Here is a 15,474-nt window from a genome sequence, read left to right as displayed (position 1 = left end):
GCGCCCAGCCCGTATAATGCGCCGCGATGCGATTCGCCGCAGTAGCAGCGCTCATAGCCGCGGCGGTGGTGGCCATGCCGGCGACGAACGTGCAGGTCGGCTACTGCACGTCGCTCGGGAATGCCGACGCCGCCAAGACGGCCGGGTTCGACTACGTCGAGGTGTCGGCGACGGAGGTGGCCGCGCTGAGCGACGCCGATTTCGACGCGGCGGCCGCGCACCTGAAGCAGGCCGGCATCGCGACGCCGACGGCGAACCTCTTCGTCCCGCAGACGATCAAGGTCGTCGGCCCCGACATCAATCTCGAACAACAGACCGCGCACGTGAGCAAGGTGATGACGCGCCTGTCGCGGCTGGGCGTGGAGGTGCTGGTGTTCGGCAGCGGCGGCGCCCGCCGCGTGCCCGACGGCTTCGACCGCGACAAGGCGTGGACGCAGCTCGTCGACTTCAGCCGCCGCGCGGCCGACGCCGCCAGCCGCTACCGGATCACCGTCACGATCGAGCCGCTGCGCAGGCAGGAAACCAACATCGTCAACACCGCCGCGGAGGGGCTCGAGCTCGTCAAGGCCGTGAACCATCCCAACTTCCAGCTGATGATCGACTTCTACCACCTGGCGAGCGAGCACGAGGATCCGGCTGTGGTGCTCAAGGCGAAGGACCACCTGCGCCATCTGCACGTCGCCAACCCGAACGGACGCGTCTTCCCACAGACGTGGAGCGAGTTCGACTACGCGCCGTTCTTCGCGAACCTGAAGGCCATCGGCTATGACAAGCGGATCAGCATGGAGGGATCGACGACCGACCTGGCGGCGCAAGGGCCCGTCACCGTCGCGCTGTTGCGCAGGGCGTTCGAGTGATCGGCGCGGGCCACAATCACCGCGATGACCCCAGGGACGTTGGCGCGCATCCGATCGTCAACTCGCCGCGCCAGGTCCTGTTCGCCAGTCTGATCGGCACCGCGATCGAGTTCTTCGATTTCTACATCTACGCAACCGCCGCGGTCCTCGTATTCCCTCGGCTCTTCTTTCCCGCGACCGATCCGACTGCCGCGACGCTCGCGTCGCTCGCCACGTTCGCCATCGCATTCTTCGCCAGGCCGATTGGATCGGCGGTGTTCGGCCATTTCGGGGATCGGGTCGGGCGCAAAACGACGCTGGTGGCCGCGCTGCTGACGATGGGGATTTCCACCGTGAGCATCGGCCTGCTGCCGACCTACGCGAGCGTCGGCGTCGCCGCGCCGGTGCTGCTGGCGCTGTGCCGGTTCGGACAAGGGCTCGGCCTTGGCGGCGAATGGGGAGGCGCCGTGCTCCTGGCCATCGAGAACGCGCCACCCGGCCGGCGTGCCTGGTACGGCATGTTCCCGCAGCTCGGCGCGCCGGTCGGCTTCACCTGCTCCGCCAGCGTCTTCCTCGTGATCTCGACGCTCTTCACCAACGACCAGTTCTTTCGCTTCGCCTGGCGCATTCCGTTCCTCGCCAGCGCCGCGCTCGTCATCGTCGGCCTCTACGTACGGCTGCGCATCCACGAGACGCCGGTGTTCCGCGAGGCGATCGAGCGCCGCGAACGCGTTGCGCTGCCGATCGGCGCGGTGATCACCAGGCATTCCGGCGCGCTCGTCCGCGGCACGTTGATGTCGGTCGCGACCTTCGTCCTGTTCTATCTGATGACGGTGTTCGCGCTCAATTGGGGCACGAGCGTGCTCGGGTTCACCCGCCAGCAGTTCCTGTGGATCCAGTTGTTCGGGATTCTATTCTTCGCGCTGACCATTCCGCTCTCGGCGGTGGTCGCCGATCGTGCCGGCCGGCGCAGCACCCTGGTTGCCGTCACCGTTGCGATCGGCGCCTTCGGGTTCGCGCTTGCGCCCTGGCTGCAGGCCGGTACCGGCGGCGTCATGCTGGCCATGGCGGTCGGGCTCGCGCTGATGGGTCTCACCTATGGACCGCTCGGCACGGCGCTCTCGGAGCTCTTCCCGACCGCCGTCCGCTACACCGGCAGTTCGCTGACGTTCAACCTCGCCGGTATTCTCGGGGCCTCGCTCGCCCCCTACGCTGCCACCTGGCTCGCCAGGAGCTATGGGCTTCAGTACGTCGGGTACTACCTGACCGGCATGGCGGCGCTGACGCTCGTCGGGCTGCTGATGACGCACGAGACGAAGGACACGGTCCTCTAGTCTCACCCGAGGGGCTTCGCCCCTCGGACTCCCGTACACGCTCTCTCGCGCGCCGCGCTCCGTTCGCGTGGCTCACTCGCTGCGCTCGCTCGCGGCGATTGCAACCGACACTCATGAGACACCTTCGACTCTCCGCGCCCGATGACGGCAACCGATGCCATAATGGCGCGGTATCTTCAGGAGGCGTCATGAGATCGCTGGTGAGAACCGTGTGCCTGGCGGGCGTCGTCTGCGCAGTGGCGCTACCCGCCTGGGCAGCCGACGGCGTGCTGATCGTCCAGAAAGTGATCAGAGCCGGCGGCGAGGCGAAGACGAACCAGATCCAGATCGAGCAGCACCGGATGCGCGCCGAGATCGCCGGTCCCGGCGGCGCGTCGCAGTCGATGGTCTTCGACGGTGGACGCCAGGTCATGACGATCATCGACAACGACCACAAGACTTACAGCGAGATCACCCAGGCCGACGTCGACGCGATCAGCCAGCAGATGTCCTCGGCGATGGCGCAGATGCAGGCCGCGGCGAAGAACATGACACCCGAGCAGCGGGCGCAGATGGAGGCGCTGATGGGCCGCGCCGGCGCGGCCGGACGGGCGATGGCCGGCGCCGCGTCGACGTCGAAGACGGTCTACCGCAAGACCGGCACCGACACGGTCGGTAAGTGGACGTGCGACAACTACGAAGGCACCAAGGACGGCCAGAAGGTGCAGGATCTGTGCACGGTCGATCCGAAGGCCCTCGGCTTCACGATCGCCGACTTCGCCGTATCGAAAGACATGGCCGCCTTCTTCCAGAAGATGATGCCGCCCGGCATGACGCAGGCCGTGAGCGCGTCGGAGCTGTTTCACATCGGCACGCCGGAAGAGCAGGGCTTCAGCGGCGTGCCAGTGCGCACGATCACTTATGCCGGCGGCCAGGCGTCCGCGACCTATGAACTGAGCGACGTCCGCCGCCAGTCGTTCACCGACGCCACCTTCCAGGCGCCGGCGGGATACCAGAAGACGGACTCGCCGTTGGGACGGATGGGGCGGCGCGGCCGGCAGTAGACGACTCATCGGTCTTGTCCGAGTCCATGAGTAGGGCTCATGGTAGGATGCGGCCGTGGACCTCGAGGTCCGGCACCTGCGGCTTGTCGCCGAGATCGCCGGTGCCGGCAGCATGACCGCCGCCGCCGAGCGCCTGTGCCTCACGCAATCGGCGCTCAGCCACCAGCTCCGCGACATTGAATCGCGCCTCGGCACCCCCTTCTTCATCCGTCTCGGCCGCCGCCTGGTCCTGACCGCGGCCGGACGGCGGGTGCTCGACACCGCGCAGCGTGTCCTGCCGGAGCTGACCCGTGCGGAAGCCGACCTGCAGCGGCTCGCCGGCCACACCGACGGCAGCATCCGCGTCTGCACCGAGTGCAACACCGGCTACCACTGGCTGGCGCCGCTGCTGACGTCCTTCCGGCGCAAGCATCCGCGCGTCGACGTGCACGTGGCCGCCGACGCCACCGAGCAGCCGAGGCGCGCGCTTCTTGACGGCCGCGTCGATCTGGCGATCCTGATCGACCCGCGCAAGGACACCCATCTGCGGCTGCGGCCGCTCTTCGCCGACGAGATGGTGGCGATCGTCGCCAAGAGCGATGCGCTCGCCAGGCGGCGCTGGCTCGACCCGCAGGATCTGGCGCGGCAGCACCTGCTGCTCTACAGCAGCGTGCCGGAGGAGAGCTTCGTGCTGCGCCGCCTGCTGCGGCCTGCCGGGCTGACGCCGGCGCGCGTCTCGTTCATCATGCTCACCGAAGCGATGATCGAGCTGGCGCGGGCCGGCACCGGCGTCGGCATCCTGCCGCGCTGGTCGGCCGAGCGGGCGATCGCGTCGGGCGGCGTCGTGCCCCTGTCGCTGACGCGGCGCGGCATGCGGCGGCACTGGGTGGCGGCGACGCTCGCCGCAGTACCGGATCCCCCTTACATCGTCGACTTCCTCGACCTGCTCGCGGCGCGCGCGCTGCCGGCGCGGAGCGGGCGGCCGCCGGCGCCGTTCGGGCTGCGGCGCGATCGCCTCGCATGAGCGGCGTTCATCGATCGCAGGACAACGATTCGCTGGAGTGGCACGCGGCGGGGCGATAGCCTGACCGCGTGACCATCCTCGCCGACCTCCGCTACGCCTGCCGCGCGCTCGCGGCGCAGCTCCCGCTCGCCGTTTCGATCGCCGCGATCCTCGCGGTCGCCATCGGCGCCAACACTGCGGTGTTCGCGCTCGTCGACGCCGTCATCCTCAGCCCGCTGCCGTTTCCCGACGCGGCGCGGCTGGTGACGGTCGATCAAACGCGTCCCGACTCGGCCCGCGAGCCGCTGTCGATCGCCGACTACCGCGATCTGCGGGACGGCAACCGCTCGTTCGACCGGATGGCGGCGGCGTTTCAATGGAGCGCCAACCTCACCGGCGGCGACGCCGAGCGGCTGCAGGGGATGCGGACGTCGTCGTCATTTTTCGCGATCACCGGAGCGCGGATGGCGCTCGGACGCGCGCTCGGTCCCGACGACGAGCGTGGGGCGGGCGTCCGCGTCGTGGTACTGACGCATGGTTTCTGGGTGCGCCGCTTCGGCGCGAGCGCCTCCGCGCTCGGCGCCACCCTGGTGCTCAACGGCGACGCCTATACGGTCGTTGGCGTGCTGCCGGCCGCCTTCGTGACGCCGGTGCGCGACGCCGAGCTCGTGGCGCCGTTCGCGATGGACACCGATCCACGGCGTGCGACGCGTGACGCCGGCTTCCTGCGCGCGGTGGCGCGGCTGCGTCCCGGCGTCACCGTCGCGCAGGCGCGCTCCGATCTCGATGCGATCATGGTGCAGCTGCGCGCCGCGTATCCGGCGACCAACGCGACCCATGCCGGCACCCTCGTGCAGCCGTGGCAGCAGGCCCTGACTGCGGGGCAGCGGCCCGTGCTCCTTCTGCTCCAGGCCGCGGTCGTGCTGGTCCTGCTGGTGGCAGGCGCGAACGCCGCGAACCTCTTCCTGGCGTCGGCGCTCCGCCGCGAGCACGAGTTCGCCGTGCGCGCCGCGCTGGGCGCCTCGCGGCTGCGATGCGTGCGGCAGATCGCGATCGAGACACTGATCGTGGCGGCGGGCGGCGGTGCCGGCGGCCTGCTGCTGCACGGCGCCGCCGTGCGTCTGCTGGCCCGGCTGGCGCCGGCCGACCTGCTGGCGCTGGTGCCGCCGTCGGCGCTGGCGCCGCGGACGATCGCGGCGACGCTGGCGCTCGTGTTGCTGACCGCGCTCGCCGCCGGCGTCCTGCCGGCCGTGCGCCTGGGCCGCGGCACCTCGCTGCGCAGCGCCCGCGCCGCGTCGCCGGCGAACCGCCGGCTGCGGGCCGCGCTCGTCGCCGCCGAAGTCGCCGTCGCGTCGATGCTGATCGTGACGGCGGTGGTCCTGGCGCGCAGCGTCGCCCGCCTGCAGCGCGTCGATCCCGGCGTGCGCAGTGAGGGCCTCCTGACCGCGCGGCTGGCGCTGCCGCGTGGACGATATCCGCACACCCGCCAGGCGGCGCGCTTCGTCGAGGATCTGCGGCCGCGCCTGCTCGCCATTCCCGGCGTCGAGGACGCCGCCGCCGTGAACGTCGTGCCGCTCAACGGCTACCACGCGACCGCCGACGTCTGGCCGGGCGATCGGCCCGCACCGCCGCCCGCCGAGCGCGGCCAGGCGCAGTACCGGATGATCAGTCCAACCTATATTCGGACCTTCGGGCTGCCGCTGATTGCGGGACGATCGTTCGACGATCATGACCTGGCAGCGAGCGAGGCGGTGGTGCTGATCAGCCGGACGCTGGCGACACGCTACTGGACAGAAGCGGCGGCGATCGGCGCCGACCTCGCGGTCGCCGATACCGATCCGCCGCGCCACGCGCGCATCGTCGGCGTCGTCGGCGACGTCAAGCACTACGGCTTCGACGCCGAGGTGACGCCCGATGTCTACGTGCCGATCCCGCAGGTGCCCGACGCGACCGTGCAGTGGCTGGCCAACAACATGTACTGGGGCGTGCGGACGAGCGGCGACCCGGCCGTGCTGCGCGATCCGTTCCGCCGCGCGCTGAAGGCCGTCGATCCCGACGTGCCGGCCTCGGCGATCCAATCGATGGATGATGCGTTCGCGGCGGCGCTGGCGCCCCGCCGGCTCAATCTGCAGATCGTCGGCGCCTTCGCGGCGATCGGGCTGGCGCTCGCCGCCGCCGGTGTCTACGCGGTGACGTCGTTCAGCGTGGCGATGCGGCGGCGCGAGATGGCGATCCGCGCGGCGCTTGGCGCCGCGGGACGTGACAACCTGCGTCTGCTCGTCGCCGACGCGGCGCGGCCGATCCTGGCCGGGCTGGCGATCGGCCTGGCCGGTGCCGCCGCCGCCGCGCCGGCGCTGCGTACGGTGCTCTTCGAGGTCGATCCGATCGCCGTCGGGCCGTTCGCGGCTGCCGGCGGGGTCCTCGCCGTCGCCGGTGTGGCGGCGGCAATCATCGCGGCGCTGCCGATCCGGCGCGTCGAGCCGAGCGAGGCTCTGAGCACACAATGACGACGATGACCCATCTGACGATCCAGGACGTGCGCGGCAGCCTGCTGCAGGCCCCGCGCGTGATCGAAGGGCTGGTGGCCGGCGCGCCGCGCGCCGCGCTCGAGTGGCGCGAGCGTTCGGGGGCCTGGACCGCGGTCGAGGTGCTCGCGCATCTCGCCGACGCCGAGATCACCGACTGGCCGCCGCGCGTCGAGCGCATTCTCGCCGGCGGCGGGCGTTTTCCGCCGTTCGATCGGGAAGCCGGCTTCGAGCGGTACCGCGGCTGGGACGCCGAGGCGCTGGTCGGCGAGTTCGGCCAGCTGCGGCGCGCCAACGTCGACACGCTCGATCGCCTCGCGCTGACGGCGCCGCACCTGCGCATGACCGGCGAGCATCCCGAGTTCGGCACGGTGACGCTCGGGCAGCTGCTCGCGACGTGGGCGGCGCACGACATGGCGCACGTGTCGCAGGTCGGGCGCATCCTGACGCGCGCCTTCGGCCGCCACGTCGGTCCGTGGACGCGCTATTTCAGCCTGCTGCAGGACTGGCATCCCGATGCGTGAAACGTTTGCCGAGTACACGGCCCGCCTGCTCGCGCTCGCGGTGGGCGCCGAGCCGCTCGACATCATGGCGTCGACCGCCTCGGCCATCGGCCATTTGATCGCCGGCCGCTCGACGACGGAATTGCAGCGCCGGCCGTCTGCCGACCGCTGGTCGATCGCCGAGATCGTGTCGCACCTCGCCGACAGCGAGATCGTGTTCGCGTTCCGTCTCCGCCAGATTCTGTCAGCGGCCGGCGGGCCGATTCAGGCGTTTGATCAGAATGCGTGGGTCGATTCCCAGCAGGCCGCGTCGAGCGACGCGTTTGCCTCGCTGTCGCTCTTTGCCGCGTTGCGCGGCGCCAATCTGCTGCTCGTGCGGCGACTCACCGGCGAAGAGCTCTGCCGTTTCGGCGTGCACGCCGAACGCGGCGAAGAGAGCATCGCGCACATGCTGTCGCTCTACGCGGGGCACGATCGCAATCACCTCGCGCAAGTCGAGCGGATCCTCGCCGGCCACGAGCCCGGCGGCGCGGCGCGCGCGTTCCCGGCGGCGCCGATCAAGCCGGCGATCGACCACGTCGTGCTGGAGCAGCTCGACGTCCGTGCCGGGACGATTCGGGACGCCGTGCCGCTGGCCGGCGCCGACCGGCTGGCGGTGCTCACCGTCGCGTTCGCGGATCGCGAGCGCACGATCGTGGCCGGTATCCGAACCGAACGGCCGTCGCTCGACGCCATCGTCGGCCGCCAGTGCCTGTTCGTCGTCAACCTCGCGCCCAGGACGATCCGCGGACAGCTCTCGGAAGGGATGCTGTTCGACATCGGCTTTGCCGACGGGCTGCGGCCCGCCTTCGCGCAGCCGGAATGGCCCGTCCCCGACGGCACGCGCGCGGGGTGAGGGGTTGGGTTTCCCGAGGTCATTTTCGTCGCGTGGCCGCACGCGGTTCTTCGCGCACGCCATTGCGTCTGGGAAATGTTGCGAGCCGATAGCTGAAACCTGTCAGCGGGCGGGCGCAGCCGGCAGCGTCAGCTTGGCCGAGAGACCGCCGGCCGGTGCGGCGTCGAGCGACACGCGTCCGTCATACAACTCCGCCAATTCACGTACGATCGCCAGGCCCAGCCCCGATCCAGGCGCGGCTTCGTCAGCGCGCACGCCGCGCTGCAGGACGGCGTCGCGGAGCGCCGGCTCGATCCCGGGCCCATCGTCCTCGACCACGATCGCGATCGCGCCGTTCTGCGGGGCGTCCGCGCGGCTGTCGCCTTCAGGCGGAATGAACACGGAGGTGACGGTCACCTGTCCGCGCCCCCACTTGCAGGCGTTGTCGAGCAGATTCCCGAGCATCTCGTCGAGATCGGCGCGGTCGCACCGGACGTGATGCGCCGGATCGACGCTGATCTCGATCGCCACGCCCCGCTCGGCATGGAGCCGCAGCATCGTCCGCGCCAGTGCCTGCGCCGACTCGGCGATCGGCGCGCGGGCTCCCGCGGTGGCGCCCGAGGCGGCGGCGCGCGCGTGCGCGAGGTGATACTCGATCTGCCGGCGCATCCGTTCGACCTGTTCGCTGATCCCGGCGGCGAGATCGGTCTGTCCGTTCGCCGCCGCGCGCTCCGCTTCGTGCGTCAGGATCGCGAGCGGGGTCTTCAGGCCGTGGGCCAGGTCGCCCGCTTTCGCGTGCGCCCGCCTCACCGCCTGCTGCTGGTGCAGGAGCAGGGCATTCAGCTCGACGACGAGCGGCTGGACTTCGGCGGGGAAGCGGCCCTCGACTCGCTCGGCCGCGCCGGTGCGCACAGCGCCGAGGCTTCGCCGCATCGTGTCGAGCGGTGACAGGCCGCGTCGAACGATCACGTATCCCGCGACCGTCACGAGGATCGTGCCGAGCATCAGAAGGTGCGGAGAGCCGTGCACCACCGCGATCCACTGGAACGCCGCGCGGTGAAACGTCAACGCCAGCGCCCAAGTGCCGAGCAGCCCCAGCGTCCAGAGTACGGCCCCGATCATGACGTCACGGCGAAGCGATCTCACGCGCTGTCCCGCTCGCAGTCCATCCGATAGCCCAGTCCGCGCACCGTGACGATTGCCGCGGTGCCGAGCTTGCGCCGCAGCCGCGCCACGAACACCTCCACCGTGTTCGAGTCGCGATCGAGATTTTCGGCGTAGATGTGTTCGCTCAGCTCCCCCTGCGACACCACCTTGCCGCGATGGTGCATCAGGTACGAGAGGACGCGAAATTCGTGGCTGGTCAGGCGGACCGGCGCCCCCTGCAGAGTGACGCGGGCGGCGCGCGGGTCGAGCGCGATGCGGCCGCAGCGCAGTTCGACGGCGGCCTGGCCGCTGGCGCGGCGGATCAGCGCGCGCACCCGCGCCAGGACTTCCTCCATGCGGAACGGCTTGGCGACGTAGTCGTCGGCGCCGCCGTCGATGCCCTTGACCTTGTCGTGCCAGCTGCCGCGCGCGGTCAGGATCAGGACCGGGAGGGTGAGTCCGTCGTCGCGCCAGCCGCGGAGCAGTGTCAGCCCGTCGATTTTCGGCAGGCCGAGATCGAGGATCGCCGCGTCGTAGCGCTCCGTCCGGCAGAGGAAGTCGGCGCGGTCGCCGTCGGCGGCGCAGTCGACGGCATAGCCGGCGTGGGCGAGCGCCTCGCAGAGCTGACGCGCGAGTCGGGATTCGTCTTCGACGACCAGGATTCGCATGGACGGTTTCTGAGGCGGCGAAAGCACCACGTTATCCCAGGCGAAGCTGAACGGCGGCTGAACGGCGCGTTCAGGGGACGTTCAGCGGCGGCGCCGTACGCTCCGATCATGACGGGCAAGACATTCGTCGTCGTCGTGCTGCTCGCCGCGCTCGTCGCGGCGGGCGTGGTGGCAATGCATGGCAAGGGGCACGCCGCGCTGGCGAGGTGGCTGCCGGCCATCCATGGCGGTCCCGCCCACTGAGGAGAGGAACATGAAACAGGTATTACTGACCGTGTTGTTGGCCGCCGGGATCGTGACGGCCGCCGCCGCGCCGACGGTAGATGGTGCGTGGACGATGACCGTGTCCGGCAGTCCGCACGGCGATGCGGCGATGGGCCTGACGCTGAAGCAGGACGGGACGAAAGTCTCGGGCACGTTCAGCAGTCCGCACGGCGACATGGCGATCGCCGGCGAATTCGTCAACGGCGAGCTGAAACTCTCGACGACGTCCGGCACAGAGGACGAGAAGATTCTGTTCAGCGCGAGGCTGAGAGACGACGGGACGCTGGCAGGCTCAGTGTCGAGCCCGATGGGGGACATGACGTGGACCGCCCGGCGCGCCGCCGGGCAGGACGGCAAGTGAGGCGCCTCGTCAGCCAGACGCCGCGACGGCGACCGAACGCAGCAACCGAGCGTGCAGTGGAGTCCGCGGGGCGAACCTTCTCGGATCGACGATGATCGGCCTCGCCCGCGACGTGCGCCACGCCGCCCGCGCCATCGCCCGGATGCCGGTGCTTGCGGCGGTGGTCGTGGCATCGCTGGCGGTCGGCATCGGCGCCAATGGCGTGGTGTTCTCGTGGGTGCAGGCGGTGGTGTTTTCGCCGATCGAGGGGGCGCCGCGCGCCTCCGCGCTGCAGCTCCTCGAGCCGAAGACGGAGACCGGCTTCTATCCCGGCGTTTCGTGGTCGGAGTATCGCGATCTGCGCGTGCGCCTGCGCGCGATGACCGGGTTGCTCGCCTTCCGGATGATCCCGCTCTACGTTGGCGCGAGCGGCCGCGTTGAGCGCGCGAGCGGCCTGCTCGTCTCTGACAACTACTTTGCGTCGCTCGGTGTCGTCCCGGCGCTTGGCCGTTTCCTGCGCGCCGACGAGGTGGTCTCCTCAGGCGCATCGCCAGTCGTCGTGATCTCGCACGACTACTGGCAGACCCGATTCGGCGCCAGCCCGTCGGCGCTCGGCCAGACGGTGCGCGTCAACGGCACCGACCTCGCGATCGTCGGCGTCGCGCCGCGCGGCTTCAAGGGCACGGTGATGCGGTTGTCGTTCGACTTCTGGATCCCGGCGACCATGGGCCCGCTTCTGGCCAAGGGTGAGGGGGACCTCGAAGATCGGAGCGTGCGCGGTTATACCGCGGCCGGTTACACCGCGCCCGGCGCCGGCCTGGCGCAGGCGCAGGCCGATGTCGACATGCAGATGCGTCAGCTCGAGCAGGCCTATCCGGAATCGAATCGCGCGACCACGGCGGAGGTCCTGCCGTTCTGGAAGGCCCCTCGCGGGCCGCAGCGCTTTCTCGCGGCATCGCTCGCCGTGCTCCAGGCGATCATGCTGCTCCTCCTGCTTGCCGTGTGTGGAAACACCGCCACGCTGATCCTGGCGCGCGCGAGCGCGCGGCAACGCGAGATGAGTATCCGGCTGGCGCTCGGCGCCGGCCGCGGCGATCTGGCGCGTCTGCTGCTCGTCGAGAGCCTGCTGCTCGCGCTGGCGGGCGCCGCGCTCGGCGCGACGCTCGCGGCCTGGGGCACCGGCCTGCTCAACGCGCTGCCGCCGCTGCGGGTGCGCGGCATGCCGGTCTCGTTCGAGACACACGTCGACGCCGTCACTGTCGCGTTCACCATGTTGCTGGGCGTGCTGTGCGGTGCCGTGTTCGGTCTGATGCCGGCGCTGCAGACCGCGCGCGCCGCCAGGCAGCCGGGGATGAAACCGGGCTCTCCGCATTCGCGCGGCCGCATGCGATCGGTCCTGATGGGGATCGAGGTGGCGCTGGCCTCGACGGTGCTGATTGCCGGCGGCCTCTTCCTCGAGGCGTTCGCCGCCACCCGGCAGGAGGATCCGGGCTTCCACCGCGACGGCGTCCTGCTGGCGGGCTACGATCTCACCGGCCGCGGCGTCGACGCCGCCGGCGTATCGCGCTTCACTGCCACTCTGCTCGATCGGCTGCGCGGGCTTCCCTCGCTCGAGGGAGCCGCGCTCGCCACGTCCGTGCCGCTCGACATCCACGGCATGCCGTCGCGGGTGTTCACGCTCGAGGGACGCGCGCGCGACGACGATGGCGGCGACCTGTCGTTGGCCAACACGGTGTCGCCAGGCTACTTCGCGGTCATGGGACTGCCGCTGCTTGCCGGACACGACTTCGCCGAACTGCGCGACACCGCCGCGCCGCCCCAGGCGGTCGTCAACGACGCCTTCGTGCATCGCTACGCGCCCGGCGCCGACGTGCTCGGCCGGCGTCTGACCACGCGTGGCCGCGCCTACACGATCGTCGGCGTCGTGCGCACGTCGCTCTATGACGCGTTCGGCGAGCCGCCGACGCCGATGCTGTATTTCTCCTACCGCGACCGGCCCTCGCCCGCCGGAGAAATCCACCTGCGACCGAAACACGGCTCGGAGGGGGCAGCCGCGGCCGACGTGCGCCGTGTGGTCGCCGAGCTCGATCCGAACCTGCCGATCTACGACATCCGCACGCTCTCGGATCACATCGAGGCGAACCTGATCTTCCGGCGCATCCCGGCACGCATGTTCAGTGTGCTGGGGCCGTTGCTTCTCCTGCTGGCGGCGACGGGCATCTACGCCGTGGTCGCCTATGCGGTGTCGCTACGAACGGTGGAGGTCGGCGTCCGCCTCGCGCTCGGCGCGACGCCGCGCCGCGTCGTCGCGCAGTTCGTGCGCGAGCACGTCACCGTGGCGGCGACCGGCGCGCTGGTCGGCTGGATGGTCGCATTCGCGGTGGCGGTCGATCTCCTGAGTGGGCCGATACAGCCGCTGGTCTTCGCCGGGGTCCCGGCGCTCCTGCTGACCGTGGCGGCGGCCGCCGCCTGGTGGCCGGCGCGCCGGGTGGCGTCCGTCGACCCGATGATCGCGCTGCGCGCCGACTGAATCGGCGGCCAACCAATTGGCGGCGCCTTCGTCTGATGAACATGGCCGCCCTATCGCAGGCGTGGCGGGCGCTGGTGCGCCGCCCGGCGTTCACGCTCGTGACGATCCTGACGCTTGCCGCCAGCGCCGGCATCACCGCCGCGGTCTTTTCGGTGGTCGACGGTGTCGTCTGGAAACGTCTGCCGTACCCAGACGCCGGCGAGCTCGTGGCCGTCTACGAAGCCAACCCGGGACAGGCGCAGCGCGTCAGTCTGATCGCGCCGGCTCGGCTCGAGGACTGGCAGCGCCTCAACCGCACCTTCGTTGCGCTCGCAGGGAGCTACAGCGAGAGCGTCACCGACACGAGCGGTGCCGAACCGGAGCGGCTGCAGGGACGGCGCGTCACGCCCGGCTTCTTCGAGGTGTTCCGCGCGACGCCGCTCGCCGGTCGGACGTTCGTCGCCGACGAGGAGCGATACGGCGGGCCCACCGCCGCGGTGATCGGCGAGGAGCTGTGGAACCGCCGGTTCGCCCGGCGCGCCGACGCGATCGGCAGCCGCCTGATCGCCGCCGGGGTCGGCTACACGATTGTCGGCATCATGCCGCGCAGCTTTGCCGTCGCCGGCATCGACGTCTGGATTCCGTCCCAACTGTCGCCCAATCTGAGCGGCGCCCGCGCGGCGCGGTTCCTGACTGGCGTCGGCCGGATGCGCGCCGGCGTCAGCGTGGCGGAAGCCCGGGACGATCTGTCGCGCGTCCAGCGGCGGCTCGGCGACGAGTTCCCTGAGACCGACGCCGGGTGGTCGGCCGACGTCCGCGACTTGAAGGACCAGCGCGTCGGCGAGTACCGGCGGCCGCTGGTGTTCGTGCTCGCGTCCGTCGTGCTTCTCTTCGCCATCGCGACGGCCAACGTAGCGGGGCTCGTCCTTGTCCAGCTGCAGCGGCGGACGACGGAATTCGCCGTGAGAGCAGCGCTCGGGGCGTCGCGTCTGCGGATCGCCGCCGCCGTCCTGCACGAAGTACTGCTGCTCGGCGCGCTGGCGGCTGTCGGCGCCGTGCTGTTCGCCTCGTGGCTGGCCGCCGCTGCGGGCCGCGCGATGACGACGCTGCCGCGCGCCTCGGAACTCGGGATGGACTGGCGTTCGGCCGTGTTCGTCCTTGTCAGCATCCTGGCGGCGGCGATGGTGTTCGGCGCCCTGCCGGCGATGACCATCCTGCGGCCGACGTTGACGCCATTGCTCGCGGCGGGCGGACGGACCGTCGCCGGCGGCCGCCATCGCCTCCAGCACGCGATCGTGGTCGCACAGCTGGCGCTCGGCGTCCTGGTCGCCGGTTCGGCTGGGCTGCTCGTGCGGAGCTACAACGCGATGGCGTCGGTCGACATGGGATTCGATCCCGACCGCGTGCTGACCTTCCACGTCGGGGCGGCATGGGACGAGGATCGCGCACGTGTCGCGCAGCTCCAGGAGCGCCTGCTTGGCGAGCTGGTACGGATTCCCGGCGTGCGCGACGCCGGGTTTGCCAACTTCCTGCCGGCGACCGGCGCGACGTTGCGGTATCAGGTTCGCGTCGACGGATATGCCAGCGGCGAGTCCAACGGCGCCTTCAACGTCGGAGAGCGGAGCGTCAGCCGCGGATACCTGCGAGCGCTGAAGTTTCCCCTCGCCGCCGGTAGCTGGTGCGAGGAGACGAAACCAGATTTCAACGTCAATCGCGTTCGTGACGCGATGGTCAACCGCGCGTTCGTCGATCGCGTCGCGCGCGGCGGCGTGGTCGTCGGCCGCCAGTTGTCGCTCCTGCAGGGCGGCGATCGCTTCCGCATCGTCGGCGTGATCGGCGACGCACTCGAAGACGGTCCGTCGGCGCCTCCCTATCCGTATCTCTATGCGTGCGTGGCCGAAGGAGCGTGGCCGGATCCTGAGTACGTCGTGCGCGCCGAAGGAGACGCGCGCGCCACGGCCGCGGCGATCCGGCAGATCGTGCGCGCACTCGATCCCGCGCGCCCCGTCTTCGGCATGAAGATGGTGGAGGTGGTGATCGACGAGGCCCTCGATCAGCCCAGGATGAACGCAGCGGCGCTGAGTCTGTTCGCGGCGGCGGCGGTGGTGCTGGCCGGGCTCGGGCTCTACGGTCTGATGACGCTCGTCGTCGGTGAGCGGCGCCGCGAAATTGGCGTCCGGCTGGCGCTCGGCGCCTCGCCGCATGAAGTCGTCTGGCTGGTCGCCGGCGGCGCGATCCGTCTGGTCGGCTTCGGCGTGGCGATTGGCGCGGCGCTGACACTGGCGTCGGCGCCCATGGTGCGGGCGCTGCTGTTCGGTGTCGGTCCATTCGATCCCTACGCGCTGGCGCTCGCGGCCGCCGCGCTGGCGCTCGCCGCGCTGGCGGCTGTCGCGATCCCGATCCGCCAGGCGCTCGCGGTGAGCGCCGTCGACGCGATGCGCCTGGAGTAG

13 protein-coding genes are annotated in these 15,474 nt (G+C 70.7%); 11 read left to right on the top strand and 2 right to left on the bottom strand.

Annotated elements, in window-relative coordinates; all coding sequences use genetic code 11:
* The first annotated feature begins 26 nt into the window (after positions 1–26).
* The 7 genes from VGI12_11300 to VGI12_11270 all read left to right on the top strand — a co-directional run bounded on the left by VGI12_11300 (position 27) and on the right by VGI12_11270 (position 8,118).
* Positions 27–857 (top strand): sugar phosphate isomerase/epimerase family protein, encoded by an 831-nt coding sequence (locus VGI12_11300; GenBank protein HEY2433249.1) that lies wholly within the window; start codon positions 27–29, stop codon positions 855–857.
* A complete protein-coding gene (locus tag VGI12_11295; protein HEY2433248.1) occupies positions 854–2,170 on the top strand; it encodes an MFS transporter in 1,317 nt (438 codons plus the stop codon). The genes VGI12_11300 and VGI12_11295 overlap by 4 nt, the downstream gene beginning before the upstream one ends.
* A 188-nt stretch (positions 2,171–2,358) precedes the next feature.
* On the top strand, positions 2,359–3,213 hold the full coding sequence (locus VGI12_11290) for a DUF4412 domain-containing protein (protein ID HEY2433247.1): 855 nt from the start codon (positions 2,359–2,361) through the stop codon (positions 3,211–3,213).
* Between the two features lie 55 nt (positions 3,214–3,268).
* Positions 3,269–4,216 carry a LysR substrate-binding domain-containing protein gene (locus VGI12_11285; protein HEY2433246.1) on the top strand — a complete coding sequence of 316 codons (948 nt, stop codon included), beginning with the start codon at positions 3,269–3,271 and terminating at the stop codon, positions 4,214–4,216.
* A 68-nt stretch (positions 4,217–4,284) separates the two neighbouring features.
* Entirely contained in the window at positions 4,285–6,702 is a 2,418-nt protein-coding gene (locus VGI12_11280; GenBank protein HEY2433245.1) for an ADOP family duplicated permease, read from the top strand.
* A complete protein-coding gene (locus VGI12_11275; GenBank protein HEY2433244.1) occupies positions 6,699–7,244 on the top strand; it encodes a DinB family protein in 546 nt (181 codons plus the stop codon). Before VGI12_11280 ends, VGI12_11275 begins: the two co-directional genes overlap by 4 nt.
* Positions 7,237–8,118, top strand: a complete 882-nt coding sequence (locus VGI12_11270; GenBank protein HEY2433243.1) for a DinB family protein — start codon at positions 7,237–7,239, stop codon at positions 8,116–8,118. The genes VGI12_11275 and VGI12_11270 overlap by 8 nt, the downstream gene beginning before the upstream one ends.
* Positions 8,119–8,220: 102 nt before the next feature.
* Here VGI12_11270 and VGI12_11265 read toward each other — a convergent pair whose 3' ends face one another.
* Complete coding sequence (locus VGI12_11265; protein ID HEY2433242.1) at positions 8,221–9,219, bottom strand: sensor histidine kinase; 999 nt, start codon at positions 9,217–9,219, stop codon at positions 8,221–8,223.
* A gap of 20 nt (positions 9,220–9,239) precedes the next feature.
* Positions 9,240–9,911 carry a response regulator transcription factor gene (locus VGI12_11260; GenBank protein ID HEY2433241.1) on the bottom strand — a complete coding sequence of 224 codons (672 nt, stop codon included), beginning with the start codon at positions 9,909–9,911 and terminating at the stop codon, positions 9,240–9,242.
* A gap of 108 nt (positions 9,912–10,019) precedes the next feature.
* Between VGI12_11260 and VGI12_11255 the strand changes: the two genes are divergently transcribed.
* The 4 genes from VGI12_11255 (at position 10,020) to VGI12_11240 (ending at position 15,474) form a co-directional block, all read left to right on the top strand.
* Positions 10,020–10,154, top strand: a complete 135-nt coding sequence (locus VGI12_11255) for a hypothetical protein (protein HEY2433240.1) — start codon at positions 10,020–10,022, stop codon at positions 10,152–10,154.
* A 10-nt stretch (positions 10,155–10,164) separates the two neighbouring features.
* On the top strand, positions 10,165–10,536 hold the full coding sequence (locus tag VGI12_11250) for a hypothetical protein (protein ID HEY2433239.1): 372 nt from the start codon (positions 10,165–10,167) through the stop codon (positions 10,534–10,536).
* A gap of 91 nt (positions 10,537–10,627) precedes the next feature.
* On the top strand, positions 10,628–13,045 hold the full coding sequence (locus tag VGI12_11245) for an ADOP family duplicated permease (protein ID HEY2433238.1): 2,418 nt from the start codon (positions 10,628–10,630) through the stop codon (positions 13,043–13,045).
* A 41-nt stretch (positions 13,046–13,086) separates the two neighbouring features.
* Positions 13,087–15,474: an ADOP family duplicated permease gene (locus VGI12_11240; protein ID HEY2433237.1), complete on the top strand. Its 2,388-nt coding sequence runs from the start codon at positions 13,087–13,089 to the stop codon at positions 15,472–15,474.

This window comes from Vicinamibacterales bacterium (assembly GCA_036496585.1).
Classification (GTDB): domain Bacteria; phylum Acidobacteriota; class Vicinamibacteria; order Vicinamibacterales; family 2-12-FULL-66-21; genus JAICSD01.
The sequence above is the reverse complement of the archived record's forward strand: the minus strand, read 5'-3'. Positions and strand labels throughout refer to the sequence as shown.